Source organism: Halomonas fontilapidosi (genome assembly GCF_014192285.1).
Classification (GTDB): domain Bacteria; phylum Pseudomonadota; class Gammaproteobacteria; order Pseudomonadales; family Halomonadaceae; genus Halomonas; species Halomonas fontilapidosi.
Window position 1 is genome coordinate 59,480 of the sequence record NZ_JACHXQ010000008.1, and the last position, 26,267, is coordinate 85,746.

The 26,267-nt window shown below is 67.2% G+C and carries 21 protein-coding genes; 6 read left to right on the top strand and 15 right to left on the bottom strand.

Going from position 1 to position 26,267, the window contains the following annotated elements:
- Positions 1 to 44: 44 nt before the first annotated feature.
- The gene (locus FHR95_RS12160; protein ID WP_183314577.1) at positions 45 to 959 is read left to right on the top strand and encodes a LysR family transcriptional regulator; all 915 of its coding nucleotides are present in this window, start codon (positions 45 to 47) and stop codon (positions 957 to 959) included.
- Here the strand turns inward: FHR95_RS12160 and FHR95_RS12165 are convergent.
- Both FHR95_RS12165 and FHR95_RS12170 read right to left on the bottom strand, forming a co-directional pair.
- A complete protein-coding gene (locus FHR95_RS12165; RefSeq protein WP_183314578.1) occupies positions 946 to 2,565 on the bottom strand; it encodes an ATP-binding protein in 1,620 nt (539 codons plus the stop codon). The genes FHR95_RS12160 and FHR95_RS12165 overlap by 14 nt on opposite strands.
- Positions 2,566 to 2,567: 2 nt before the next feature.
- Positions 2,568 to 3,281 carry a winged helix-turn-helix domain-containing protein gene (locus FHR95_RS12170; protein ID WP_183314579.1) on the bottom strand — a complete coding sequence of 238 codons (714 nt, stop codon included), beginning with the start codon at positions 3,279 to 3,281 and terminating at the stop codon, positions 2,568 to 2,570.
- Positions 3,282 to 3,642: 361 nt separating this feature from the next.
- Between FHR95_RS12170 and FHR95_RS12175 the strand changes: the two genes are divergently transcribed.
- From FHR95_RS12175 to FHR95_RS12185, 3 genes are all read left to right on the top strand, one after another.
- A complete protein-coding gene (locus tag FHR95_RS12175) occupies positions 3,643 to 6,540 on the top strand; it encodes a ribonucleoside-diphosphate reductase subunit alpha (protein ID WP_183314580.1) in 2,898 nt (965 codons plus the stop codon).
- A gap of 118 nt (positions 6,541 to 6,658) precedes the next feature.
- Entirely contained in the window at positions 6,659 to 7,900 is a 1,242-nt protein-coding gene (locus FHR95_RS12180; RefSeq protein ID WP_183314581.1) for a ribonucleotide-diphosphate reductase subunit beta, read from the top strand.
- 3 nt (positions 7,901 to 7,903) lie between these two features.
- A complete protein-coding gene (locus tag FHR95_RS12185) occupies positions 7,904 to 8,125 on the top strand; it encodes a DUF3565 domain-containing protein (RefSeq protein ID WP_040184066.1) in 222 nt (73 codons plus the stop codon).
- 69 nt (positions 8,126 to 8,194) lie between these two features.
- Here the strand turns inward: FHR95_RS12185 and FHR95_RS12190 are convergent, their stop codons facing one another.
- Positions 8,195 to 8,857 (bottom strand): rhomboid family intramembrane serine protease, encoded by a 663-nt coding sequence (locus FHR95_RS12190; RefSeq protein WP_246378554.1) that lies wholly within the window; start codon positions 8,855 to 8,857, stop codon positions 8,195 to 8,197.
- Positions 8,858 to 8,973: 116 nt separating this feature from the next.
- On the opposite strand from FHR95_RS12190, the gene FHR95_RS12195 reads away from it, so the two are divergent.
- Positions 8,974 to 9,576, top strand: a complete 603-nt coding sequence (locus tag FHR95_RS12195; RefSeq protein ID WP_183314582.1) for a DNA polymerase ligase N-terminal domain-containing protein — start codon at positions 8,974 to 8,976, stop codon at positions 9,574 to 9,576.
- Positions 9,577 to 9,669: 93 nt separating this feature from the next.
- Here the strand turns inward: FHR95_RS12195 and FHR95_RS12200 are convergent, their stop codons facing one another.
- A complete protein-coding gene (locus tag FHR95_RS12200; protein WP_040184064.1) occupies positions 9,670 to 9,849 on the bottom strand; it encodes a PLDc N-terminal domain-containing protein in 180 nt (59 codons plus the stop codon).
- 121 nt (positions 9,850 to 9,970) lie between these two features.
- The gene (locus FHR95_RS12205) at positions 9,971 to 10,636 is read right to left on the bottom strand and encodes a cupin domain-containing protein (protein WP_040184063.1); all 666 of its coding nucleotides are present in this window, start codon (positions 10,634 to 10,636) and stop codon (positions 9,971 to 9,973) included.
- 139 nt (positions 10,637 to 10,775) lie between these two features.
- Here FHR95_RS12205 and FHR95_RS12210 point away from each other — a divergent pair, with 139 nt between their 5' ends.
- Positions 10,776 to 12,593 (top strand): monovalent cation:proton antiporter-2 (CPA2) family protein, encoded by a 1,818-nt coding sequence (locus FHR95_RS12210; RefSeq protein ID WP_183314583.1) that lies wholly within the window; start codon positions 10,776 to 10,778, stop codon positions 12,591 to 12,593.
- 7 nt (positions 12,594 to 12,600) lie between these two features.
- Here FHR95_RS12210 and FHR95_RS12215 read toward each other — a convergent pair whose 3' ends face one another.
- From FHR95_RS12215 to FHR95_RS12260, 10 genes are all read right to left on the bottom strand, one after another.
- The gene (locus tag FHR95_RS12215; protein WP_183314584.1) at positions 12,601 to 14,937 is read right to left on the bottom strand and encodes an ATP-dependent DNA helicase; all 2,337 of its coding nucleotides are present in this window, start codon (positions 14,935 to 14,937) and stop codon (positions 12,601 to 12,603) included.
- Complete coding sequence (locus FHR95_RS12220) at positions 14,934 to 16,646, bottom strand: VRR-NUC domain-containing protein (protein WP_183314585.1); 1,713 nt, start codon at positions 16,644 to 16,646, stop codon at positions 14,934 to 14,936. The genes FHR95_RS12215 and FHR95_RS12220 overlap by 4 nt, the downstream gene beginning before the upstream one ends.
- A 32-nt stretch (positions 16,647 to 16,678) precedes the next feature.
- Positions 16,679 to 17,725 (bottom strand): NAD(P)H-dependent flavin oxidoreductase, encoded by a 1,047-nt coding sequence (locus tag FHR95_RS12225; RefSeq protein WP_183314586.1) that lies wholly within the window; start codon positions 17,723 to 17,725, stop codon positions 16,679 to 16,681.
- Positions 17,722 to 18,606: a YihY/virulence factor BrkB family protein gene (locus tag FHR95_RS12230; protein WP_183314587.1), complete on the bottom strand. Its 885-nt coding sequence runs from the start codon at positions 18,604 to 18,606 to the stop codon at positions 17,722 to 17,724. The genes FHR95_RS12225 and FHR95_RS12230 overlap by 4 nt, the downstream gene beginning before the upstream one ends.
- 7 nt (positions 18,607 to 18,613) lie before the next feature.
- Positions 18,614 to 19,138, bottom strand: coding sequence for a retropepsin-like aspartic protease family protein (locus tag FHR95_RS12235; RefSeq protein WP_183314588.1), 525 nt, complete (start codon positions 19,136 to 19,138; stop codon positions 18,614 to 18,616).
- Positions 19,139 to 19,172: 34 nt separating this feature from the next.
- The gene (locus tag FHR95_RS12240) at positions 19,173 to 20,567 is read right to left on the bottom strand and encodes an MFS transporter (protein WP_183314589.1); all 1,395 of its coding nucleotides are present in this window, start codon (positions 20,565 to 20,567) and stop codon (positions 19,173 to 19,175) included.
- 50 nt (positions 20,568 to 20,617) lie between these two features.
- Positions 20,618 to 22,651, bottom strand: a complete 2,034-nt coding sequence (locus tag FHR95_RS12245; protein ID WP_183314590.1) for a CocE/NonD family hydrolase — start codon at positions 22,649 to 22,651, stop codon at positions 20,618 to 20,620.
- A 49-nt stretch (positions 22,652 to 22,700) separates the two neighbouring features.
- Entirely contained in the window at positions 22,701 to 24,005 is a 1,305-nt protein-coding gene (locus FHR95_RS12250; protein ID WP_183314591.1) for an ATP-grasp domain-containing protein, read from the bottom strand.
- A 71-nt stretch (positions 24,006 to 24,076) separates the two neighbouring features.
- On the bottom strand, positions 24,077 to 25,261 hold the full coding sequence (locus FHR95_RS12255) for a toxic anion resistance protein (protein ID WP_183314592.1): 1,185 nt from the start codon (positions 25,259 to 25,261) through the stop codon (positions 24,077 to 24,079).
- 46 nt (positions 25,262 to 25,307) lie between these two features.
- Positions 25,308 to 26,252 carry a cobyrinic acid a,c-diamide synthase gene (locus FHR95_RS12260; protein ID WP_183314593.1) on the bottom strand — a complete coding sequence of 315 codons (945 nt, stop codon included), beginning with the start codon at positions 26,250 to 26,252 and terminating at the stop codon, positions 25,308 to 25,310.
- Between the last annotated feature and the right edge of the window lie 15 nt (positions 26,253 to 26,267).

Genomic DNA, 26,267 nt, shown 5'->3' on the forward strand with positions numbered 1-26,267 from the left:
CAAACTAAACTTATTAATCTTGAAGATGAATCAGGCTCACTCGAATGCTCGAACTCCGTCACCTGCGCACCCTGGTCGCCCTGCGCGATGCCGGCTCCCTGGTGGAGGCCGCTGAACGCGTCCACCTGACCCAGTCGGCCCTCTCTCACCAGATCAAGGACCTGGAGGAGCGCCTGGGCAGCCCGCTGTTCCTGCGCAAGTCCAAGCCGGTGGAATTCACCCGGGCCGGCACGCGCCTGCTGACCCTGGCCGAGCAGATCCTGCCTCTGGTGCGCATGGCCGAGCGCGACCTGGCCCGACTGGCCGGCAACGAGCAGGGGCGGCTGCACATGGCCATCGAGTGCCACAGCTGCTTCCAGTGGCTGATGCCCACCATCGACCACTTTCGCGACCACTGGCCGGAGGTGGAGATCGACATCCCCGGCGGCCATCACTTCGACCCCCTACCGGCGCTGGCCCGTGAACAGCTCGACCTGGTGATCACCGCCGACCCTCAGCCGCTGCCCGGCATCCACTACGAGCCGCTGTTCCGCTATGAGGGCCTGCTGGCCGTGGCTCGCCAGCATCCCCTGGCGGGGCGCCCCTTCGTCACCCCCGAGGAACTGGCCGAGGAGACCCTGATCACCTATCCGGTGGAACATGCCCGGCTGGACGTTTTCACCCAGTTCCTTGACCCCGCCGGGGTGCGGCCGAAGGAGGTCCGCACCGCCGAGCTGACGATCATGATGATGCAGCTGGTGGCCAGTGGACGCGGCGTCTGCGCCCTGCCCAACTGGGCTCTCACCGAGTACCTGGAGCGAGACTACGTCAAGGCCGTGGCGCTGGGCGAGAAGGGAGTGTGGAGCACGCTGTTCGCGGCCATCCGCGAGGAGACCCGCGGCGCGCCCTGGATGGAGGACTTCCTGCGCACCGCCCGGGAGACCTCCTTCGCGGTACTGGAAGGGATCAGGCCCGCGTAGCGTTGCGCCGCGGCAGCAGCAGGGTGAAACGCGCGCCGCCAAGCGCGACGCTGGCATCCACCATCACGCTGCCGCCGTGCCATGCCATGACCTTCTGCACGATGGAGAGCCCCAGGCCATAGCCCCCGGAGCGGCGGGCGCGGCTGTCGTCCAGGCGAGCGAAGGGTTTGAAGACTTCGCTGCGCGCCGCCTCGGGGATACCGGGGCCGTCGTCCTCCACGTCCAGGCGCACCAGCCGGGGTTCGCTTTGCAGGCGGATCACGACTCGACCATGGGCATGGCGACAGGCGTTGGCCACCAGGTTCTGCAGCGCCCGTTGCAGGTAGCGCGGCTCCGCCTGGACCTCCACCTCCGGCCCCTCGTCAAGCGCGATGTGGATATCGCGATGCAGCGGCCGCAGCGCCTCGATGACCCGCTCGGCCATGGCGCGACAATCGACCAGCGAGGTCTCGAATTCGGCACCGTTGGCCGTCTCGCTGCCCAGTCGGGCATAGGTGAGGATCTCGTCGATCAGCTCGTCGAGCTCGGTGATGTCGCCATCGACGCCCTCCAGCTGACGCCGGATCGCCGGGTCGTCGGTCATGTCCTCGACCATCTGTACCGCGAAACGAATGCGCGCCACCGGGGTGCGCAGCTCGTGAGAGACGGCGCGAATCATGTCCTGCTGGGCGCGCAGCAGCGACTGTACCTGGGTGGCCATGCCGTTGAAGGCCATCCCCAGGCGCCCCAGGAAGTCGCCGCTCTCGACCTTGACGCGGGTATCCAGGCGGCCGCCGGCAATGCGCGTCGCCGCCAGCTCCAGTCGCGCCATGCGGGCCTCCACGCCGCGCACGATGAGGTAGATGATCGCTGCCAGCACGCCGAGCAGCAGCACCAGCAGCAGCAGCAGCAGCGAGACCGGCAGCGGCTCGAAGGCCTTCACCGGGCCGATGGCCAGCCAGCGAGGCTGCGCCTCGCTGCCGGGCAGCAGACGATACATCGCCATCGACCAGCGCCCGGGCAGCAGACGGATCACCACCTCGCCCTCGGCCAGGCGCGCCAGCTGGCGAGCGTCCAGCCCCTCGGGCGGGGCGTCGCTCAGCTGCAGGGGAATGCCCTCGCCGGTGACCCGCGCGAGCCGGGCCTGTTGCGCGCCGTCGTCCGGCACCCGGATCAGCCACTCGGCGAGCAGTTCGGTGAGCCCGCGCAGCTGCTGTTCGCTGAGACTCGCCAGATCGACCTCCAGCAGCTGCTCGCCACTGGGCAGCAGGCGCTGCAGGCGCCAGCCATGCTCGCCTCGCGGCATGACCAGGACGCGGCCGCGCTCGAGGCGCGAGCGGGAAAAGTAGTTCAGGGACAGGTCATCAACCGATACCAGCCGCAGGGTCATGTCGAGCTGCTCGGCGCGGCTCGCCAGCCAGGCCTGGCGCCCGGCCTCGGGCAGCGCATCAACCCAGGCGGTCAGCACCCGCATGGGCGGGTCGACCAGCTGCTCGCGATAGTGCTCGCGGCGCACCTGGTCGACCATGGCCAGCCCCAGCAGGGCCAGCCCGAAGGTCAGCAGCAGCGCCAGCGCAAGCAGCACATAGACGCGCAGGAAGGTGCTGTCGGCCAGAGTCCGACGCATGCTCAGCCATCCTTGACGAAGAGGTAGCCCTTGCTACGCACCGTCTTGATGCGGTGCGGCTGGTTGGGATCGTCGCCAATCTTGGGGCGAATGCGCGAGACGCGAACGTCGATGGAGCGATCCTGACCGTCGTACTTGATGCCGCGCAGGCGGTCGAAGATCTCTTCGCGGGTCAGAACTCGGCCGGCGTTGCTGGCCAGCAGCCACAGCAGGTCGAACTCGGCACTCGTCAGGTCGATGCGCTGGCCATCCAGCCAGGCCTCGCGGGTGGCGTTGTCGATCACCAGATCGGAGAAGGTCAGGCGCGTCTCCCCGCCGGCCTCGATCGGCTCCGCGCGCCTCAGCAGGGCACGCATGCGTGCCAGCAGCACCCGCGGCTGCACCGGCTTGGGCACATAGTCGTCGGCGCCCATTTCCAGGCCCAGCACCTGGTCCATGTCATCGGTACGGGCGGTGAGCATCATGATCGGGCCGGCGTATTCGCTGCGCACCCGGCGGCAGATCGACAGACCATCCTCGCCCGGCAGCATCAGGTCGAGGATCACCAGGTCCGGTTGCAGGGAGAGAATCCGTTCCACCCCACGGGCACCATCGGCCTCGACCGTGACCCGGAAGCCGTTGGCCTCCAGATAGTCGCGGGTCAGGCCGGCCAGCCGCTCGTCATCCTCGATGATCAGCACATGATCCTGTTCCTGGGCTTGCAAGCTGTCGTCCATCCTCTGTTCCATCCTGACGGGCAGGTGAGCGGTCGCGGGGCTCCCGTGCGCGGGAGACAAGGTTAATGGCTAAAGGATACCCGAAATCCGTCACTGCGCCTTCCCGTCGCCATACGACGACACTGAATGTCTCCCAGGCCCCACGACAGGGGCCTGGCGACGGGTACCATTCTGTCCCACGGATGGCCACAGACGGTCCACAACTTATCCACTTGATGGACCCCGGAAAGCACACTATCTTGTGTCTCGGTCTGGCACGGATACTACATCGTGTGCCTTAGCAATCGAGACCATGCCTGTCAACCGTCGCCACAAAGGCGGCCTGCGGCCATTCGAACCACCAGTCAGGGACTCCGGCGCCATGGATACCATTGTCACCCAGGACGAGCCGTCCGTTTCCGTCACCGCACCCAAGGCCCTACGCGTCATCAAGCGTAACGGCGATGTCGTGCCCTTCGACGGCGACAAGATCGCCGTCGCCATGAGCAAGGCCTTCATCGCCGTGGAAGGCGACAACGCCGCCACCTCCTCGCGGGTGCGCGATTTCGTCCGCCAGTCCACCGACAGCATCGAGCAGGCCTTCCTGCGCCGCATGCCCGACGGCGGCACCCTGCATATCGAGGACATCCAGGACCAGGTCGAGCTGGCGCTGATGCGCGCCGGCGAGCAGCGGGTCGCCCGCGCCTATGTGCTCTACCGCGAGGAGCATGCCCGGGCGCGGGCCGCGGCCGGCGACGACATCGTCAAGCCCCACCCCAGCCTCAACGTCACCCTCGCCGACGGCACCACCCGACCGCTCGATCTGGGCCGCATCGAGACCCTGGTGGCGGATGCCTGCGAGGGCCTGGCCAACGTCGACGCCGGGAAGATCGTCGAGGACTCGCTGAAGAACCTCTATGACGGCGTGACCGTGGACGGCGTCTCCCAGGCGCTGATGATGACCGCGCGTACCCTGGTGGAGAAGGACCCCGACTACACCTACGTCACCGCCCGACTGCTGCAGGACAACCTGCGCCGTGAAGCCCTCGCCTTCCTGGGTATCGCCGACGAGGCCACCTACGGCGAGATGGCCGAGCTCTACGCGCCGGCCTTCAAGGCCTATATCGCCAAGGGCATCGAGTTCGAGCAGCTCGACCCTCGGCTTGCCGAGTTCGACCTCGACCGCCTGGGCGAGGCGCTGGACCACCATCGCGACAACGCCTTCACCTACCTGGGCCTGCAGACCCTCTACGACCGCTACTTCATCCACCGCGACGAGGTGCGCTACGAGCTGCCCCAGGTGATGTTCATGCGGGTCGCCATGGGCCTGTCCCTCAACGAGGACGACCGCGAGGGGCGGGCCATCGAGTTCTACGAGCTGCTCTCGAGCTTCGACTACATGGCCTCCACGCCGACCCTGTTCAACGCCGGCACCGTGCGCAGCCAGCTCTCCAGCTGTTACCTGACCACCGTGCCCGACGAGCTGGACGGCATCTACAGCGCCATCCGCGACAACGCCCTGCTCTCCAAGTGGGCCGGGGGCCTGGGCAACGACTGGACGCCGGTGCGCGCGCTCGGCTCCTGGATCAAGGGCACCAACGGCAAGTCCCAGGGCGTCGTCCCCTTCCTCAAGGTGGTCAACGACACCGCCGTGGCGGTCAACCAGGGTGGCAAGCGCAAGGGCGCGGTCTGCGCCTACCTCGAGACCTGGCACCTTGATATCGAGGAGTTCCTGGAACTGCGCAAGAACACCGGCGACGATCGCCGCCGCACCCACGACATGAACACCGCCAACTGGGTGCCCGACCTGTTCATGAAGCGGGTCTTCGATGATGGCGAGTGGACGCTCTTCTCCCCCGCCACCTGCCCGGACCTGCACGATCTCTACGGCGCTGCCTTCGAGCAGCGCTACGAGGAGTACGAGGCGATGACCCGCACCGGGGAGCTCAAGCTCTACAAGCGCGTCCGCGCCAAGGACATGTGGCGCAAGATGCTCTCGATGCTGTTCGAGACCGGCCATCCCTGGATCACCTTCAAGGACCCGTGCAACCTGAGGAGCCCGCAGCAGCACGCCGGCGTGGTGCACAGCTCCAACCTCTGCACCGAGATCACCCTCAATACCTCGGCCGACGAGATCGCGGTGTGCAACCTGGGCTCGGTCAACCTGGCCCAGCACGTCGTCGATGGCCGGCTCGACGGCGAGAAGCTCAAGAAGACCGTGCGCACCGCCGTGCGCATGCTCGATAACGTCATCGATATCAACTATTACGCGGTGCCCCAGGCCAGCCACTCGAACGCCAAGCACCGTCCGGTCGGGCTGGGCATCATGGGCTTCCAGGATGCCCTCTACGCCCAGGACATCGCCTATGCCTCGGAAGCCGCCGTCGCGTTCGCCGACCGTTCCATGGAGCTGGTCAGCTACCACGCCATCGAGGCCTCCTCCGACCTCGCCGCCGAGCGTAGCCGCTACCAGAGTTTCGAGGGCTCGCTGTGGAGCCAGGGCATCCTGCCCATCGACTCCCTGCAGAAGCTCAAGACCGAGCGCGGCGAGAAGTACCTCGAGGTCGACGAGAGCGCGACCCAGGACTGGGATCGCCTGCGCGACAAGATCGCCGAGCAGGGCATGCGCAACTCCAACGTGATGGCCATTGCCCCGACCGCCACCATCTCCAACATCTGTGGCGTGACCCAGTCGATCGAGCCGACTTACCAGAACCTCTACGTGAAATCGAACCTCTCCGGCGAGTTCACGGTGGTCAACGCGCCCATGGTCAACGACCTCAAGGCGCGCGGCCTGTGGGACGAGGTGATGATCAACGACCTCAAATACTACGACGGCTCGGCCCAGCCCATCGACCGCATCCCGGACGATCTCAAGGCCAAGTACGCCACCGCCTTCGAGGTGGAGCCCAAGTGGCTGGTGGAGGCCGCTGCGCGGCGCCAGAAGTGGATCGACCAGGCCCAGTCGCTGAACCTCTACATCAAGGGAGTTTCCGGCAAGAAACTCGACGTGACCTACCGCATGGCCTGGTTCCGCGGCCTCAAGACCACCTACTACCTGCGCGCCCTGGGCGCCACCTCGGTGGAGAAGTCGACCGTCGATCGCGGCACCCTCAATGCCGTGAGCAACGCCGCCCCGGGGCAGGCACCGGCGCCAGAGCCCTCTGCCGGGTCGAGCCGCGAGCCGCGCGGCATCGACGACTTCCTGCAGGGCAAGGGCGGCCAGCGGGCACCGAGTGCCGGCGAGATCGACGAGCTGGGCTGCGAGGCCTGTCAATAAAGCTGTAAGCCGGAAGCTGGAAGCTTCAAGCAAAACCGGCTTCCTGCCGACTCACATACCACGCTGGCACACACTCCGGTGCCAGCCTCGTCTGAAAGACGATCTGGAGAACGCGAGAATGCTGAACTGGGACGAATTCCACGAGGACGAGACAACCGTCGCCGAGCAGCCCAAGCCGGCGCCCGCCCCGCAGCCCGCTGCCGAGTCCCAGGCCGACGACGCGGCCGTTGCCGAGCACCGCAGCAGCTACCAGGCCGCCGAGGGTGACCGCCTGGCCCGTGCCCGGGCCTCATTGGAGGCCCTCGACGTGGCGGCCGGGCTCGAGGAGCTCGAGATGGGCGCGGCGCGCATCGAGGTCGACGACAAGCGCATGATCAACGCCCGCGCCGACCTCAACCAGCTGGTGCCCTTCAAGTACGAGTGGGCCTGGCAGAAGTACCTGGACGGCAGCGCCAACCACTGGATGCCTCAGGAAGTGAACATGAACGCCGACATCGCGCTGTGGAAGAGTGCCGAGGGCCTCACCGCGGACGAACGGCGCATCGTCGAGCGCAGCCTGGGCTACTTCTCCACGGCGGACTCGCTGGTGGCCAACAACCTGGTGCTGGCGCTCTATCGCCTGATCACCAACCCCGAATGCCGCCAGTACCTGCTGCGCCAGGCCTTCGAGGAGGCGATCCATACCCATGCCTACCAGTACTGCGTGGAGTCGCTGGGCATGGACGAGGGCGAGGTCTTCAACATGTACCGCGAGGTGCCCTCGGTGGCCGCCAAGTCCGCCTGGAGCCTCAAGCACACCCAGTCGCTAGCGCGTCCGGACTTCAATACCGGCACCACCGAGACCGACCAGGAACTGCTGCGCAACCTGATCGCCTTCTACTGCGTTACCGAAGGCATCTTCTTCTATTGCGGCTTCAGCCAGATCCTCTCCATGGGCCGGCGCAACAAGATGACCGGGGTGGCTGAGCAGTTCCAGTACATCCTGCGCGACGAGTCCATGCACCTGAACTTCGGCGTGGACATGATCAACCAGATCAAGATCGAGAACCCGCAGCTGTGGACCGCGGAGTTCCAGGACGAGGTCACCCAGATGATCCTCGAGGGTACCGAGCTCGAGATCGCCTATGCCCGCGACACCATGCCCCGCGGCGTACTTGGCATGAACGCGGCGATCATGGAAGAGTACCTGCACTTCATCTGCAACCGCCGCCTGGCGCAGATCGGCCTGAAGGAGCAGTTCCCCGGCGCGCAGAACCCCTTCCCGTGGATGAGCGAGATCATCGACCTGCGCAAGGAGAAGAACTTCTTCGAGACCCGCGTCACCGAGTACCAGGTGGGCGGTGCACTGAGCTGGGATTGACGCATGCAGCAGCCCATCATCGGCTATCACCGCGACGAGGAGGACCACTGGGTCGCGGAACTCGCCTGCGGCCACAACCAGCACGTGCGCCATCAACCGCCCTGGACCGAGCGACCCTGGGTGATCACCGAGGCGGGTCGCCGTTCGCGACTCGGCCTCGCGCTCGAGTGTGTGAAGTGCGATCGAAAGGAGCCTCGCGACAATCCCGTGCCGCGACTGGACTGATCGGCAGTAGCGGCAACCAGCCGAGTCCTGACTCCGGTCCTGGCCGTCGCCCTGCGCCTCTTCCCCTTGCTACCCACCCCGGGAAGGCGGCGGCCGCCGCCAACTCAGCAACAGGAAGAGGCCCACCACCATTCCCGCCAGGTGAGCGAAATGCGCCACCCCCTGTTGGGTGCCGGCGATACCGGACCATAGCTCGATGAGGCCGATGACGATCACGAAGTACTTGGCCTTCATGGGGATCGGCGGGATCAGCAGCAGGATGTACTGGTTCGGGTAGCGCATGCCGAAGGCCAGCAGCAGCGCGTAGACGCTCCCCGAGGCGCCCACCGTAGGGGCGAATTCGCCCATCGAGACCACCAGTAGTTGGACGGCCCCTGCCCCCAGCGCGCACAGGACGTAGTAGGTCGCGAAACGCTGGCTGCCCCAGTCGCGCTCCAGCGGACTGCCGAACATCCACAGCACGAACATGTTGATGAAGAGATGGAAGAGGCTGCCATGGAGAAAGGCGTAGCTCAGCAACTGCCAGAGATGGAACTCACCCACCGGCATGTCGAGTGACAGCGGCAGCGCCGCCGGGGCCTCGCCGAGAGGCCAGAGGGCGAAAAGCTGGAACATCACCCGCGGCATGACCAGTTCGACCAGGAAAATCAGGCCGTTGGCCAGCAGCAGCAGCGTGACCACCGACATCCCACCGGGTCGGCCAACGTTGAGTCGCTCCAGGTCCCGTCCCATCCGTCACTCCTTTTCCGGTGCCATTCCCTCCTTCAAGGTGGACGGCAATGCGCCTCGGGACAATCCCCTGCAGCGACTAGACTGGTCGACAGGCCCTCACCTGCCAAGAGGCGACCATGGCGACATCTCGCGACAACCTGAAGCGCTACCGCGAAAAACGCGACCTGCACCGCACACCCGAACCCGACGAGGGCGGCAGAGAAGGTCAGCGGCCGCGCTTCGTCATCCAGCAGCATGATGCCTCAACCCTTCACTACGATGTTCGCCTGGAGGTCGACGGCGTGCTCAAGTCCTGGGCAGTGCCCAAGGGCCCCTCTACCGATCCGCGCGACAAGCGCCTGGCCATTCCCACCGAGGATCATCCCCTGGCCTATGCCGACTTCGAGGGCGTGATACCGAAGGGCGAATATGGTGCCGGTACCGTGCTGATCTGGGACCGCGGCGACTATCGCAACCTCAAGGAGGGCGACGACCGGCCATCGATCGCCGAACAGCTCAAGGAGGGCCATGCTACCGTCTGGCTGGAGGGCGAGAAGCTACGCGGGGGCTATGCGCTGATCCGCACGCACCTGGAGCAGGGGGAGGGGTGGCTGCTGGTGAAGATGGAGGACGAGGCCGCCGATGCACGACGCAATCCCACGTCCACCGAACCCGAATCCGTGGTATCGGGGCGTACGCTGGAGGAGATCCGCGCCGAGGAAGGACAGCAAGAGCGCTGAACCGGTGAAAACCGGCATACCGTGCGAAGCGCCCGCGGTCCGCAAGGACCACGGGCGCCTATCGTTCAAGCAAGCCATGATCAGGGAAGCCCGCTATCCCTTCGGCCCGAACAGCAGCCAGATGATCAGCCCGATCAGCGGGAAGAACAGCAACACCAGGATCCAGATCAGCTTGGCCAGTCCTCCAGCCGAGCTCTGGGCCACCTTGACGATCGCCCAGATGACGATAATCAGCCAGATCAGGCCCAGCAGACCGCCTACCTCGATACCCATGCGACGCCTCCTTGTCGGTTTCCATTCGGCGAAATGCCATGCCTAGAGGTAGCACAGGAGCCGCAAAACACACAATCGTGGCCGACTGCCCGTTCTGGGCCTGGCTGAACGGGCACCGCCATCACTCGGGCAGCAGGTGGCCGACCTTGACGTAGATCAGCGCGCCATCCTCCTGCGTGAACGGCGTGTGCTGGCTGCGATGGGGGCTGCGCAGCCAGCTGCCGGCGGGATAGGCCCCATGCTCGTCGTGGAAGGTGCCCTCGAGGACCAGGATCTCCTCGCCGCCCCAGTGGGCATGGGTCTGGAAGCGGGTGTTGGGCGCCCAGCGCACCAGCGCCACGTGCTCGCCCTCGAAATCATGAAGCGGCAGCACCTCGAGACCCTCGACGAGCCCGGGGCGCCAGCCGCCGGCGCGGGTGTCGATGGCCTTCTGCTGGGTATCGTCCGGCGCGAACTGGTGCAGCTTGACGAAGATCAACGCCCCCTCTTCGCCCACCCGCGGCGCGTGAGCAGTGCCGATGGGGTTGCGCAGGTAGTGCCCCGCGGGATAGCGGCCATGCTCATCGGCGAACTCGCCCTCCAGCACCAGGATCTCCTCGCCGCCACCGTGCTCGTGGGTCGGGAAGGTGCTGTCAGGCGCATAGCGCACCAGGGAGGTGGCCCGGGCCACCTCGTCGCCGACTCGGTCCAGCATCATCCGTTCCACCCCCGGGGTCGGGGACGCCACCCAGCGGTACTGGTCGGGAGTGACCACCGCGCGGCGGCTGAAGTCGGCATTGAGTCGCATGACGCTCTCCTTCTGATGGGGCCTCCGAAAGGGGCCTCTCGAGGCCGGGCCCGCTCACCTGGCCCGACGCTTGCATGATCACTGCATGATCTCCCTCAGGTAGAATGGAGACCTTCATCGCCATTCGCAAGGAGGCCCCTTGGCTACCGACCTGCTGCTCAATGCGCTGATCTTCCTGGTGGCAGCGGTGCTGATCGTGCCGGTCTTCAAGCGCCTGGGGCTCGGCGAGGTGCTGGGCTACCTGGCCGCGGGGGTGGTGATCGGTCCGTCCGTGCTGGCCCTGGTGGCCGACGCCGAGGCGGTGCTGCAGTTCTCCCAGGTCGGCATCGTCTTCCTGCTGTTCGTGATCGGCCTGGAACTCAAGCCCTCCCGCCTGCGCGTGATGCGCAAGGCGGTGTTCGGCTTCGGTAGCCTGCAGGTCGCCATCACCACGACCCTGCTCTCGCTGGCCGCCTGGTGGCTGGGACTCTCCCCGGCCGCGGCGCTGGTCGTCGGCTTCAGTCTGGGGCTCTGCTCCACACCGCTGGTGCTGCAGCTGCTCGGTGAACGCCATGAGCTGCAGACCCGTCACGGCCGCAATGCCTTCGCCCTGCTGCTGTTCCAGGACCTGGCGGCGATCCCGGTGCTGGCCATCATTCCCATGCTGGCCGCCGAGAGCCTGCTGGCCGAGGGGCTGTTGCCGCTGCTTCGGGAGCTTCTGGTGGCAGTCGGCGCCTTCTTCGGACTGATCGTCGGCGGCCGCTACCTGCTGAGACCGCTATTCCACTATGCGGCGGCCACCCGCAGCCGCGAGGTCTTTGCCGGCACGGTATTGCTGGTGGTGATCGGCGCCGCCCTGCTGATGGAGCTGGCCGGGCTCTCCATGGCCCTGGGGGCCTTCATCGCCGGCGTGCTGCTCGCCGACTCGAGCTACCGCCATAACATCGAGGCCGATATCGAGCCTTACCGCGGCCTGCTGCTGGGGCTGTTCTTCATGGCCGTGGGCATGACCGCCGATATCCGCCTGCTCGGCGAGATGCCGCTGGTCGTGCTCGGCCTGACCCTGGGGCTGGTGGGTCTCAAGGCGCTGACCATGCTGGTTGCCGCGAAAGTCCACGGCACGGGGTGGAAGGATGGACTCAACCTGGCGGTACTGCTCTCCCAGGGCGGCGAGTTCGGCTTCGTGCTGCTCTCCGCGGCCGCAACGGCTGCCCTGCTTGACCCCTCGCTGGTCAGCCTGCTGATTCTGGTAATCTCGCTCTCCATGGCGACCACCCCGCTGCTCTTCCTGCTGCATGTGCGGGGCCTTCGCCGGCTCTTCTCCCCCCGCCGGGCGAAGCGCGCCTATGACCCCCTGCCCGACAATGCCCCGCAGATCATCATTGCCGGATTTGGCCGCTTCGGGCAGATCATGGGGCGCGCGCTGCAGGGACTGAAGATCCCCTACACGGTGCTCGACATCAACGCCGACCAGGTCGAGGTAGTGCGCCGTTACGGCAACAAGGTCTACTACGGCGATGCCTCGCGTATCGACCTGCTCAAGGCCGCCGGCGCCGACCGGGCCAGGGTGCTTGTGGTGGCGGTGGGCGACCCCGAGGCCTCGATGCGCATCGTCGGCCAGGTGCGGCGTCAGTTTCCCCACCTTCAGCTCTATGCCCGGGCACGCAACCGCCACCATGCTCACCTGCTGATGCGAGCCGGGATCACTCACATCGTGCGTGAGCTGCTGCCGGCCAGTCTCGAGCTGACCCGCGAGGCCCTGATCGGCCTGGGCATCCCCCGCGAGCAGGCCCAGCACACCATCGATACCTTCCGCCCCCACGATGAGCAGGCGCTGCTGCGCCAGCTCGAGGTGTTCGGCAACGAGACGCAGCAGATCCAGACGATTCAGGAAGCCGCCCGGGAACTCGAGGCGCTCTACGAGGCAGACGAGGACATCGCCACCCGCGTGGAAGAGATTCCGAAACAGCCGCGCTGAGGCGCGATCACTCGACCGCCCACCACCCCGGCAGGCGGGCCTGAACCTCGCGGCGCGCGAAGCGGTCGTCCATCAGCACGACCGTGCCTTCGTCCTCGGGCCCCCGGATCACTCGCCCCGCCGCCTGCACCACCTTGATCAGCCCGGGGACACGATAGGCATAATCGTCGCCGAGGCCGAAGCGGGCCTGCAGCCGCGCCTTGAGGGCCTCGTTGAAGTCGTTGAAGGGCGGCAACCCCAGGGTGGCGATGAAGGCGCCAATCAGCCGCTCGCCCGGCAGGTCGATGCCCTCGGCGAAGGCCCCACCCAGTACCGCGAAGCCGATTCCCTGCCCGCCCGGCGTGAAACCGGCCAGGAAGGCATCGCGAGCCTCCTCGCGCATGCCACGGGTCTGGGCGCGCACGGGAATCGCCGGATGGGCCGCCTGCAGTCGTGCCAGGACCGCCTCCAGATAGGCGAAGCTGCTGAAGAAGGCCAGGTAGTGGCCCGGCCGTCGGCGGTACTGCCCGGCCAGTTCGGCAACGATGGGCGCAAGAGACCTCTCTCGATCGCGCAGTCGGGTGGAGATGTCGGCCCGGATGCGAACCTCGAGCTGCTCGGCGGCGAACGGCGAGATAACCTCGTGCCACACCGTGTTGACCGGCAGGCCCAGCAGGTCACGATGGTAGTGGGCAGGGCTCAGGGTCGCCGAGAACAGCACGGCCGAGTGGGCCGCCACGAAGCGCGACGCCAGGAAGTCCGCCGGCACCAGGTTACGCAGCCCCAACACGGCGCGGCCACGGCCTTGGCGGGCCAGGTCGCACAGTGAATGCTCGCCGAAGGACGCCGCCAGGCGAGTGAAGGCCAACGCCTCGAAGAGCAGCTCCTGCAGGGCGAGGGAGGCCTGGTCGGGGTGTTCGCCCAGGTATTCAGTGATGGCGCTGGCGACGCCCTGCAGGGCCGCGACCAACCCCTCGGGCAGATCGTCGAGCACGCAGTAGGCCGACCGGCCCGGTTCGCCGGCCTCGCTCATCCCCGCCGCCTTGACCAGCGCCTGCCACTGCCGGGCCAGGCGCCCCAGGGGGCGCCTCAGGGCGGAAGGGGCCTCACGCCGCAACCCCGCGAGGCGGCGCTGATCCAGCTCGGCGCTGTACATGCCCCGGGCCCGTTCCACCAGGTTGTGGGCCTCGTCCACCAGCAGGCCCTGCCGCCAGCCGTTGGCTCGGGCGAGGCCATGCAGCGGTGCATTGGCATCGAACCAGTGGTTGACGTCGCCGACGACCACGTCGCACCAGCGCGCCAGCTCCTGCCCCAGGTAGTAGGGGCAGACGCCGTGATCGAGGGCCACCTCGCGCAGCGCCTGGCGATCCAGCCAGCCCCTCGCCACGGCAGCCTGGCGCGCTGCCGGCAGCCGGTCGTAGAACCCCGCCGCCAGCGGGCAAGCCTCACCATGGCAGGCCCGGCCGGGATACTCGCAGGCCTTGTCCCGAGCGGTGAGTTCCAGCACCCGCAGCGGCGCGGGCTTGCCATCCGGGCTGCCGATGCCCGGGCCTTCGGCGTCCGGGCTTGCCGTGGCTCCGTCGTCGCCACCAAGGGTGGCCAGCGCATCCAGGGCCAGCCTGCGCCCCGGCGTCTTCATGGTCAGGAAGGCCACGCGGTCGAGCCCTTGGCGAGGCATGGCCTTGAGCAGCGGAAACAGGGTGCCGAGGGTCTTGCCGATGCCGGTGGGCGCCTGGACCAGCAAGCAGCGGCCGGTGCTGGCGGCCTTGTAGACGGTCTCCGCCAGGTCGCGCTGGCCGGGACGAAAGCGCGCGTGGGGAAAGGCGAGCTCGCCGAGCGCCCCGTCACGCCGCTCGCGATGCCGGGCCTCCTGCGCGGCCCAGGCCAGGAAGCGGCGGCACTGGGTCGCGAAGAAGGCCTGCAGTTCGGTGGCGCTCGCCTCGCGGGTCAGCACGGTCTCGCGGCCGGTGGTTATGTCCAGGTAGACCAGCGCCAGCGTCAACGACGCCAGGCCACGCTCGGCACACAGCAGCGCGCCATAGACGCTGACCTGCGCCCAGTGCAGGGCGCGCTGGTTGTCGGCCATGCGCTCCAGCCGGCCACGATGGGTCTTGACCTCCTCCAGCCGGCCCGCCGCGGAGTCGAAGCCGTCGGCGCGACCGCTCACCGTCAGGCCCTCGAAGACGGCGGAAAGCGGCAGCTCGGCCTCGTATCCCTCGCCCCTCCGCCGTGATACCAGGGCATGGCCCTCGATACCCTCCTGGGCACTGGGGGCCGGGGTGAAGCGATGGTCCAGGTCCCCCTCTCGGGCGGTGAAGTCGCACAGCGTGCGCACCGCCACGCGATAGCGCGCCCCCGCCCTCATTCGCCGTCCAACGTCCAGCGCACATGGCAGACAACCGCCGGCATCTCCCGCGCCTGGAAGAAGGCCAGCCAGCGCCGCTGGTTGTCCTGCAGCCGGTCGCCGGGCCCTTTTACCTCGATCATTCGGTAGCGCGGTTCGCCCTTCGGGGCCTCGGGCAGGAACTGGATCAGGTCCGGCAGGCCGGCACGGTTGGCCTTGAGGTCGACGAGCAGCCGCTCGAAGCAGGCGCGCAGGTGAGTCGCTGGCAGGCAGGCCAGCGCCTGCTCGAGCAGTGCCTCGTCGAGGGCTCCCCAGTGCACGAAGGGCGAGGCCAGCCCGTACTTCTCTCGCCAGGTGGCGCGGATCATCTCGCGATAGTCGCCGCTCTCAAGCCGGGCGAGGCAGGCATCGAACAGGTCACGACGGCGAGCCACGAAGTCCTCGCGGTAGAGATCGGCCGGTCCGCCATGGAAGGGATGAAAGAAGGCACCGGGCAGCGGCGCAAAGAGCGCCTCCCAGCAGAGCAGGCCGAAGAGCCCGGTGAACAGGCTGTTTTCCACGTAGTGGACCGGCGCCGCATCATCGTGCAAGTGGTCGCGCACCGCGGCTTCCACGGGGCCGGCTGCCAGGGTCAGGGTCCACTGTCGAGGGACGGGCTCGGGCGTTGCCGCCTGCGGGGCAAGCCCCAGCCGGCGGCGCAGCCGCGGCCCAAGCCGGTTCAGCGCTTGTGCCTCCTCCTCGCTGGCCGGGGCGTCCATCAGCGGTTCCACCAGCGACAGAGCCGTGGCGTGGGCCCCGCGGCGCTCCAGCAGGCGCAGGTGACGGATGCGCCCCTCGACGCTGCCGGCGTGGCCCGCGTCCGGCCAGCCGGCCCGCGCGTAGAGGGCAAGCGCCGTCTCACCCTGGCCTTCGCGCTCCGCCTGGCGTCCCAACGCCACGCAGAGCCGCCGATGCCGCGCCGCCAGCCAGGTGTTGTCGGTCAGGGGGGCGGGCAGCTCGCGGTACAGTGCCGACGCTGCCTCTCCGGCTTCGAGACGCTCGCGTAGCCGGTGCAGGGCGAGATAGGCATCCACCTCCGTGCGCTGCCGAAAAGCCCGCGAACCGGCCGTGATTGCCACCCGTTCGAAGCGCTGCAGGCCGAGTTCGGTGAGCACGAATTCGGCCCAGTCCTGACGCAGGTTGCCGAAGAACATCAGCCGCATTCGGTCGCAGGTTGGCATCACGGCAAGGCGCACGACCCGGTCCGGTGCTGCGGGCCACCACTCGGTGAACGGGCGGGGCTTGGTGAGCCGCGCCGCGAGCGCCTCGAGCAGCGCGGCCTTGCCGGTGGCGGCGGGCAGCCCCGCGGCGGCGATCTCGCCGGCCAGGGCACGGCGCAGTTCGGGAAGGCGCAGCTGGCGGAAGAGTTCCTCGAGGTCGAGCGCCGGGGCGGGCTCAACCAGGCCCGCCTCGACCAGCGGCGCGAGCGCCGACTCGGTGTCGCCGATCTCGGGATAGCGCAAGCGCGAGGTGCGAAAGTGCTCCCCCTTGCGCATCACCATGCGCACCAGCAGCGCCTGCGAGCTTTCGGGCAGGGCCGCGAACGCGGTCAGGAAGTCATGCTCCGTCGCGTCCAGCAGATCACCATGGCGCTCGGCGACCCACGCCAGCACGAAGCGGAAGTTCGCCAGGTAGTAGCGTGGGTCGTCCAGGGGCGCGGTGACCGAGGCGGCGGCGGGAATACTGTTCATGCATCCATGATATCAGGGCCGATGAGCCAGCGTCAGCGCAGCAGGCCGAGCGCCAGATCACGCACTACCTCGCAGGCGGGAACCTCGCGGCAGCGGCTGGCGTTCTGCCCGGCCCATAGCGGCGAGAAATCGCCACTGCCTTGCGCCTCGGCGGCGGCCCGCAGCGGGGCGATGGCCGCGGTGGCCAGCGGGAAGGCCGGCGCCGCGTCACTGATCGGCCCCAGCTCGCGCATCAGCCGGGTGACGATGCCCCGAGCCGGGCGGCCGCTGTAGAGGTTGGTCAGGGCCGTATGGCGGGCCGCCTCGCTCATCAGCGCCCGGCGATGGATGGCCGAGGCGCGGGACTCCGGACAGCAGAGGAAGGCCGTGCCGACTTGAACAGCCTCGGCGCCAAGGGCCAGCGCCGCCGTCACGCCGCGGGCATCGGCGATACCCCCGGCGGCGATCACCGGCACGTCCACGGCTTCCCGAACCTGAGGCAGCAGCGCCAGGGTCCCCATCTGGGTGGTCAGGTCCTCGGTCAGGAAAAGCCCGCGATGGCCGCCGGCCTCGAGCCCCTGGGCGATCACGGCGTCGGCGCCATGGGCCTCGAGCCAGCGTGCCTCTTCCACCGTGGTGGCCGTGGAGAGCACCGTGGCACCCCAGGCCTTGACCCGTGCCAGCAGCTCAGCTGCCGGCAAACCGAAATGGAAGCTCACCACCTCCGGACGAAAGGATTCGAGGACGTCGCAGGCCGCATGATCGAAGGGACGCCGCCCGGCCCCGGCCGGCACCGCCTCGAGATCGAGGTCGAACTCGGCATACCAGGGCGCCAGCGCCTCCAGCCAGCGCGCCTGCCGCTCGGGGTCGGGTGCGGGCGGGGCGTGGCAGAAGACGTTGACATTGATCGGCCCCGCGGTCCCGGCTCTGAAGGCGTCAAGCTCCTCCTCCATGGCCGCGGGCGAGAGCATCGCGCAAGGCAGTGCCCCGAGGCCGCCGGCGCGCGAGACCGCCGTGGCCAACTCGCTGCCCTGGGCGCCCGCCATTGGCGCCTGAAGGATCGGGAGATCCAGATCAAGGCGTTGCAGCAGCGTCTTCATGTCGTGCGCTCCTCGGCGTCGGTGAGGGGGGATCGGCCCATTTCCACATTGATCAGCGCGCCGAGCAGGACGACGAAGGCCGACAGCCAGAACCACAGCATCAATACCACCACCGCGCCGAGGGAGCCATAGAGCTGGCCGAGGTTGGCAACGTGGCGCGCATAGAGCGACAGCCCGCCGGAGCCCATCAGCCACAGCAGGGTGGCGCCCAGCGTACCTACGCGGATCCACTCCCAGCGCGGGGTCTGCCGATAGGGCCCAAAACGGTAGAAGACGGCGATGACGGCCATCATGGCCAACAGCAATACCGGCCAGCGCAGCAGGCTGATCAGGGTGAAGAGCGGTCCTTCGAGGCCCATCATCGAGATGGCCAGGGGGAAGAGCGCCACGAAGGCGATCGCCACCTGGGTGGTCACGACCAGCCCCAGGGTCAGGGCCAGGATCATCACGCCGCGGTGCCAAAGGGCACGCCGTTCTGTCTCGCCATGCACCACCGCCAGCCCGACCAGCAGGCCGCGTACGCCCTTGGAGGCAACGAACATGGCAATCGACAGACCGCCCACGGCCGTGACGCTGAGACCGGCCTGGGTATGCTCGCCGATCTCCCGGGCCTGCTCCTGCACCAGCCGCGCGGCGCCGGGAGGGATCAGGCGGCTCGCCTCGCCGATCTGACGCGCCATGTCCTGGGGGTCGAATACCAGCGCCCACAGGGAGATGATGGCGGCGATCGCCGGAAACAGCGCCAGCATTGCGTAGAAGGCCACGCCGGCCGCCAGAATGGTCACTCGATAGTCGATCACCGCCTGCCTGACCCGCAGGGCGATGAGCACCCAGAGATGCAGGGCCTCGGGGAGACGTCGCAGCAGCGAACGAACCGTCATGTCGACCTCATGACCGCTGCGGGGGACGCAGCACCATGCGTCCGTCGCGGATCTCGATGTCGAAGCGGCCGAGAAAGCTCATGCCCAGCAGGGCCGCGTCGCCGGCGAGACCCGGGCTGATGGAGCCGCGAACCTCTCGCGCGGTGAAGCCGCCGAGACTCACCTTGTCGAGCACCGTCAGTTCGCCACGCACTCGACCGTTGGCGGTATTGAACCAGGCACTGCCGGTGCTCTCGAGCCCCAGCCGTTCGGCCAGCTCGGCCGGCACGGCCACATAGGTGGCGCCGGTATCGAGCAGGAACTCGACCGGCTCGCCGTTGATACGTCCGGTGGCCACGAAGTGGCCGGCGCGGTTGCGCTCCAGCACCAGTGGCTCGCCCTCCCCTATCGAGACATCGGCGAGGTGGGCATTGGGGTTGCGCTGCGCCTCCAGGTAATCGTGGAAGTACCAGGCCCCGCCCCCCAGGAATAACACCCAGAACAGCAACATCATGCCCAGGCCGGCACGGCGTGTGGCTCGCTCCTCGCTCATGATCTTTCCTCTCGGCGACTGCCCCTTGAGACCATCATGCCACAGGGACATTCCGCGACGGTCCCGAGAGGTCTCGGTGCCCGTTGCGCGCCTCCCAGTCGCGTGCCGCCTGCTGGCCACGGGACTGGTTCACGCCCAGACAGATCAGGATGGCAAGCACGAACAGCACCGCACAGAGCAGAATCGATGCCTTGAGCCCCACCAGCGACTGCAGCAGGCCCAGGCCGATGATGCCGATCACCCCGGCGAGCTTGTTGGCCAGCCCCCAGAAGCCGAAGAACTCGGCGGCCTTGCGGCTCGGCGAGAAGAGTCCCACCAGGGCGCGGCTCGCGGACTGGCTGGAGCCCAGCGAGAGCCCCGCCAGGCAGCCCACCACCAGGAACAGGTGCTGGGCTTCCCAGTCGAGCCCGAGACGGGCATGCAGGAAGGCGGTGACCTCCGGCGTGGCCCAGATGGCGAGTATCGCCGCCACCCAGAGGCCCAGGGTGAAGAGGTAGGTGACCTTGGTGCCGATGCGATCCTGGATGAAGCCGAAGCCCAGCGCGCCTGCCGCCGCGGTGATCTGCACGATGATAAACATGATGTTGCGCACCGATTCGTCCCAACCGATCACCTGCGCACCGTAGATGAAGGCAAAGGCGATGATGATGTAGACACCGGCCATGGAGAACAGCAGCGAGACCAGGAAAACGCCCAGATCACGAAAGCGCCGCAGCTCGTGCAGGGTGGTGGCCACCCGCTGCCAGGCGATCTCCCGATAGGGCTTGCCCGGCGGCTGGGGCGTGCCGCGCTCCTTGACCCACAGGAAGGTGGGAATGGCGGTGACCAGGAAGAACCCCGCGGCAAAGGGGCCGACCCAGCGGATGCGCTCGAAGTTTTCCGCCGTGGCCTCGCCCAGCACCACCAGCGTGAAGCCGGCGGCGAACAGCCCGCCAACGTAGCCCAGCGCCCAGCCGAAGCCGGAGATCTTGCCCAGATCCTGCGGTGGTCCCAGGTCGGGCAGGAAGGCGGCGATGAAGGATTCGCCCATGGAGTAGGCATAGTTGGAGACCACGATCAGCAGCAGCCCCAGCACCACGTAGCCCGGCGCCACGAAGTAGAGCATGGCGGTAGTAGCCACGGTGGCCAGGTAGCTGATGAACAGGAATTCCTTTTTGGCGGCCCGGTAGTCCATCACCGCCCCGCACAGCGGGCCGGTCACCACCACCAGCAGGTAGCTGATCGACAGCGCCAGGCTCCACAGGAAGTTGGCCAGGCGGTAGCCGTCGCCACGATCGCCGACGATCACCGTGGTGAATAGCTCGCCGAACACCACGGTGATGATCAACAGGGTGTAGGCCTGGTTGGCGAAGTCGAACATCGCCCAGCCGAGGATCTCCTTGCGCGAGGCGCGAGGGGTCGTCGGCACGGCAGCGGGGATCAGGCTCATGCAGGCGTCCCGGTTGGAATCAGCCCGTCACCATAGCAGCCCCTACCCGCCTAGACGAGATCGCGAGGAATGGTCTCATCCCAGGTCTGCGCGTAGATCCGGGTCTCTCCCTCCCAGGCATCCAGGGTGGCACGGATGCGAAAGTTGTCGACGTCGCTGGTCAACTGGGTGCGGGTCAGGGTGCTGACCGCCCAGTCACCGCGCTTGAAACTGCGCTGCCACTCCGTCCAACCGCTCACACTGTCGTAGCTGCCGTAGGAATACTGGTAGCGTTCGGTGACCCGGGCAGCGATCTCGAGGTCGATATCGTCGATGCGGTAGCGCCCCTCATCATTGATCACTTCCAAAGTGGTGCGATCGTTGGCCAGATCGCGGATCACCTGCCAGCTCTCCTGGGTCGGCTGAAGCAGCGTTTTGGCCATGGGCGCCGCCCCTTCGGGCTCGTCAAAGGCCCGCAAGGCAGCTTCCTCCTCGGGCCGCGGCGCACGCACGGGTAGGACCAGGCGGCAGCCGCTCGGATGGATGGTGAGCCTGACCGGCCGAGGCGCCGGCCAGGCGAGCGGCCAGTAGCTAGTGGAAAGTGCCAGACGAACGGCATGCCCTTCGGCAAACCGCTGCGCAATATGCTTGAGCGGAATCCTGACCCGGTAGCGCTGGCCCGGCACCAGCGGCTCGGGGTTCTCGTTGCTGTCACGGTGCGTGAGGTTGAGCAGCCCATAGGAGACTCGCGTGGCCTTGTCATCCTCGGCAATGTCGGAGAGACGCAAGGCCACCATGGCGACCGGCTGGTCGGCGGCGATGTCGAGCTCCACCATTGGCGACCCGCAGATCTCAAGCGGGGCCTCGAGACGAGGTGTCTGGAAGATCAGGGAACCACCATCCTCATCGCGCTGATCATGAGGCAGGTCAGGAGGCGCATTGTAGGAGCACCACTTGCCGGCATAGAGCCCCACCGATAGCGGTGAGCGAATGTCCAGAGTGGCCTCATCGTCATCTGCAACACCGTCGACTTCGGGCAACAGGTCATGCCCAACGGTGAGCTGGAACGAGGTTGACAGGATATTCGGCGATGGCCATTCCGGCTCGGCAATCCAGCGCCCAGGCCGCTCATCGTAACGCGCCGAAGGCGGCACCGAATCCTGCATCCAGACCCGCAGCATGGGCTCGTCCATGATGCCGGTCTCCTCGTCTTTCAGCCACTGGTCCCACCAGCGCAGCGTCTCCTGAAGGAAACCGATGGCCGGTCCCGGCACGCCAAGGTGGGGGTACTTGTGGGCCCAGGGGCCGACCAGCCCCTTGCGCGGCACCGAGAGTCCCTTGAGCACCCGGAAGACGGCATTGCAGTAGCCGTCGGCCCAGCCGCTGACGGCATAGACCGGGCACTGAATGCGTGAATAGTCTTCGCACACCGAGCCATGCTTCCAGTACTCGTCACGGCGCTGATGCTCGAGCCACTGGCCGAGCCACATGCCGCTACCCCTCAGGCGCTCGAGCCACATCTCTCGCCAGCGCTCCCCTACCAGCTCGGGATCGGGCGGGCAGGCGTTGCCATCGAACATGGTCGAGGCCCAGGAGAGGTTGTCGGCCAACAGGCAGCCACCCATATGATGGATGTCGTCGGCGTAGCGGTCGTCGGTGAAGCACAGCGTGATCACTGCCTTGAGCTGCGGAGGACGCAGGGCGGCGATCTGCAGGCCATTGAAGCCGCCCCAGGAGATGCCGATCATGCCAACATCGCCGGTGCACCAGGGCTGGGCCTCCAGCCACTCGAGGATCACCAGACCGTCCTCGAGTTCACTGGGCAAGTACTCGTCGGTGAGCACGCCGTCGGAGTCGCCGGTGCCACGAATGTCGACCCGTACCCCGGCGTAACCATGACCGGCCCAGTAGGGATGCATCTGGATGTCACGCTCGGCGGTGAGGTCGCGCTTGCGGTAGGGCAGGTACTCGAGAATCGCCGGTACCGGCTGCTGCTCGGCATCCACAGGACGCCAGATGCGCGCCGCCAGCCGGCTGCCATCAGGCAGGGGAATCCAGGTCTCTTCTTCCATGACCCGGCGGGGAAAATCATTGACGATACGCATGGTGCTGCACTCCTCATTCCTTGTGCTCCGCGTGCCACTCCCGGCCACCTCAGCCCTGAACGTCATCGAACTCGAACGCCAGTCGCGCCACCAGACGGTCGAAGTCAGCGAGCAACTGCTCGACCGATGACGCACCGAGATAGACATGCGCCAGGGCAAAACTGTAGGCGTCCTGCTCGGGGAGTGAGGAGAGCCGCTGCCCTTCCTCCACCTGCACGGCGACATGACAACCGGGGAAGTCGGTCACGAGTTCCGCGAGCTCCGCGTCGGTGGGAACCCTTGTCACCACCGCATCGGTAAAGAATACCCGGTGGAAGAACTTGGCGGCTACGGGAAATTCGCCCTCGCGATGCGGCATGTCAGGCCGTCGTCCCAGCCCCAGATCGATGGTGACTTGCTGGTTGCTGACGCCGTCGACCTTCTCGAAGAGATCGCAATGCGACTGCGAGATGCGCGTATTGATCTCCAGAAGCCAAATGCGTCCCTGGACCTCGTCCCAGAAGTACTCAATGTTGAAGGCGGCGTTGTCATAACCGATATGGGTCATGATGCGGTCGGTCAATTCGACCATGGTGGTCTGAATATCCTCGGGCAGTCCGGAGGGATACCGGTAGTGGAAGAAGCTCAGCACCTGCGGGTAGCGCAGCGAGTCGACGATACCGTAACTGACTACCTTCCCCTCGAAGACATACCCTTCCACCGTGCATTGCCAGCCGCCGATGATCTCCTCGGCCATGCAGAAGTGGCCGTCCACGGCGGCGATTTCCGGCGGCAGCTGTGCTTGCTCGAGCACCGTATTGAAGGGATCCGCGATGGTACCGATCGATTCGCGAAGCTGCGCGATGGCCTGATAGAAATCCTCGGGGGTATCGATGCGAAAGCCCAGTCGTGAGCCGGAGGACTTGATCGGCTTGACGAAGAAGGGGAAGTAGAGACCCGCCTCACCGATGCGCGTCATCGCCTCATCATCAAAGGGGTCGAAGGCGGTGAAGCCGGGGATGTGGTCGGGGATCACCTCGCGCTGAACGCGGCGACTCCAGTACTTGTGCTCGCACTTCAGCAGGCTCGAAAGCGAGGTACTGCGGACATCGAAGCGTTCGCAGAGAATCGGCAGCATGGTCGAGACGGGAAAGTCCATGTAACCGACGATGGCGTCGATGGAGCCCTCGAAGGCCTCGAGCTGCGCCGTGGCCTCCGAGAGCATGGCGGCAATATCGAATTCCTCGGTATCGTAGACCAATTCCGGGGCAATCACCCCGTGGAACCGGCAACCCTCTGCACCATGTAGCGTCTCGAGACGCTGGCGGTTGAAGTCGTTGAGTCCCACTACAAAGATGTTCTTGACTGCGGCCATTGCCTAGCCCCTCTGTGGAACGCCGGAATCGGCGCCTTCGAGCAGCATAGTCCAGCGCGCGACACCAAGGGTCAGCCGTGGCGATCGGGGTCGATGACATCGCCTGCTTCGCGGCCGCGGTGGAGGCGGCCGATGGCCTCGCTACCCCGGCCGGCCAGGGTCGCCAGCCGATCGATCTGATCGTCCAGCCGCGGCAGCGCCTCTTGCCGATAGCGGGACAGGTCGTCAATGGCGCCCATCACCTCGTCGAAGGCCTGCTCCAGGGCCTGCATGTCGAGCATCGCCGACGAGGCCCGCTGCTGGATATCGACGCCCTGCTGGCGCAATGCCCGCGCCGTCCCGCCGATCATCTCGGAGGTCGTGGCATTGAGTGCCTCGACGCGGTCCAGCACCAGCCGCTGGTTGGCAATGGCCAGAGCAACCGTGGCAGCGACGGTCAGGGCCGAGACGGTGACGTTGATGGCGCGATCGACCCCGCGCATCAGTTCGCGATTGTTGCGGATGATCACCTCCAGCGCCAGGATGCCCTGCTGGCTCACCGCCTGCTGCTGCTGCAGGTCGACGATGCGCTGGCGAAGCGGGAACAGCAGCTCCTCTTCGAGAAAGCGCCGCTGGGAGTCTTCCTCATCGCGACGGGCGATGGTGGCCTGTAACCGCTCGTCGATCAGCCGACCCAGGGCGACCTGACGCTCCAGCTGGGCGAGGCTGTCGCGCAGGGCCTGCTGGTCGTCGCTCAGGGTGAGGTTGTCGCGATGCAGCATGTCGCGCCCCCCTTCCAGGTCGGCAATGATCGAGTCCAGCGCCTGCTGAGCCGTCTCGAACTTGCGAAAGTAGCGCTGCAGACGGCTGCTGGCACCCGGCAGCAGGGCCAGCACGCGATCCAGCGGACCGGGCGACAGGCGGTGTCGGGCCGGGTCGAGTTCCTGCATCCGGCCGCGCAGGTCGACCAGCGCCTTGGCCACGGGGCCGCCCTCATCGCCGTGGTGGGCCAGCTGGCGCAGCGGGGTCTGCAGCATGGCGCTCTGATGGGCGGCCTGCTGCTGCAGCTCCAGCCCCAGCTCGTCGATGGCACGTCGCTTGCGCGCCAAGGCATCCGCCTCGCCGTCATCGACCAGTTCGTCGACGAAGGCATCGGCCTGGGCCGCCAAGGCGGCGTCTTGTGTGCCGCCGTGCGCTTCGCTGTCGTCGAGCTGGCGGGCGATCTCCTCCACGGGGGGCAGCGACAGGTCGGCGTCGCGTTCGGGTTGCTGGGTCATGGGCACCTCGTCGAAGGGTAGGCTCGGAGGGAAGGAAGGGCTGGCATCAGGACCTGCCACGCTCATAGCGGTCGGCACGGGAAGCGAAATGGCGCAGCGCCTCCAGCGCCTGGTCGGTGCTGACCGTGGCCTGTGGACGCCCGGTCTCGATGCGCGCCAGGGACACGGCCGTGTCGTCGAGGACGGTCAGCGCCGCCTCATTGCGCGCGGCCAACTCGCGCAGCCCTTTCTCGGTTTCCTCGATCAGTTCCAGTCGCCGCACCAGGGCGGCTCGCTCCTGTGTCCCCAACTGGCGGCCTTCGCGACTCAGGCGGCGCCGCACGAAGTCACCGTCCACGTTCGCTACCCCGCGGGCCCGGGAGGCCATGGCATCCAGGGTATCCACCACCCCGCGACAGACCTCGATGACCAGTTCACGCGCGCGGGCGAAGGCCAGTTCGCCGCTGTCGAAGCGGCTCCCCAGCACGCCCAGCACATGACAATAGCGGCTGTAGACCCGGTCGGCCTGGACCGCCAGGTCGGGGCGCCGTGCGTCGATGAGCCGCTGCTTGGCGCGGCACAGCGCCAATACCAGGTCATCGGCATCCGCCGGCGGATGTGACGGGTCGAGCTCCGCCAGGTTGGCTTCGTGCGCGTCGCGCTGCTGCTGTGCACGACGACGTGCGGCCTCGGCGGCCAACGTCGCCTGCCGGCGCTTGTCACGCCGCCGAGCGAACCAGCCGCGCAGCCGACGCTCCAGCGGTAGCGCCACCGGAATCGCCACCAGACCGGCCAGCCAGCCTGTCAGGGTCGGCCCGAAGCCGCCCCACAGCGAGGTCAGCCACAGCAGCATGCTGATGAACGGCACTATCAGGGCATAGCGCAGGATGACCTGCAGACGGCCGGGCGGTTCGAACGGCACGGCCAGGCGGGGATTGATCAGGCCCACCAGCAGCCATGGCAGACACGTCAGAAAGAGGCCGTAGGAAAATCCCTGGAGGAATCCCAGCATGGGGCTGACCATCCT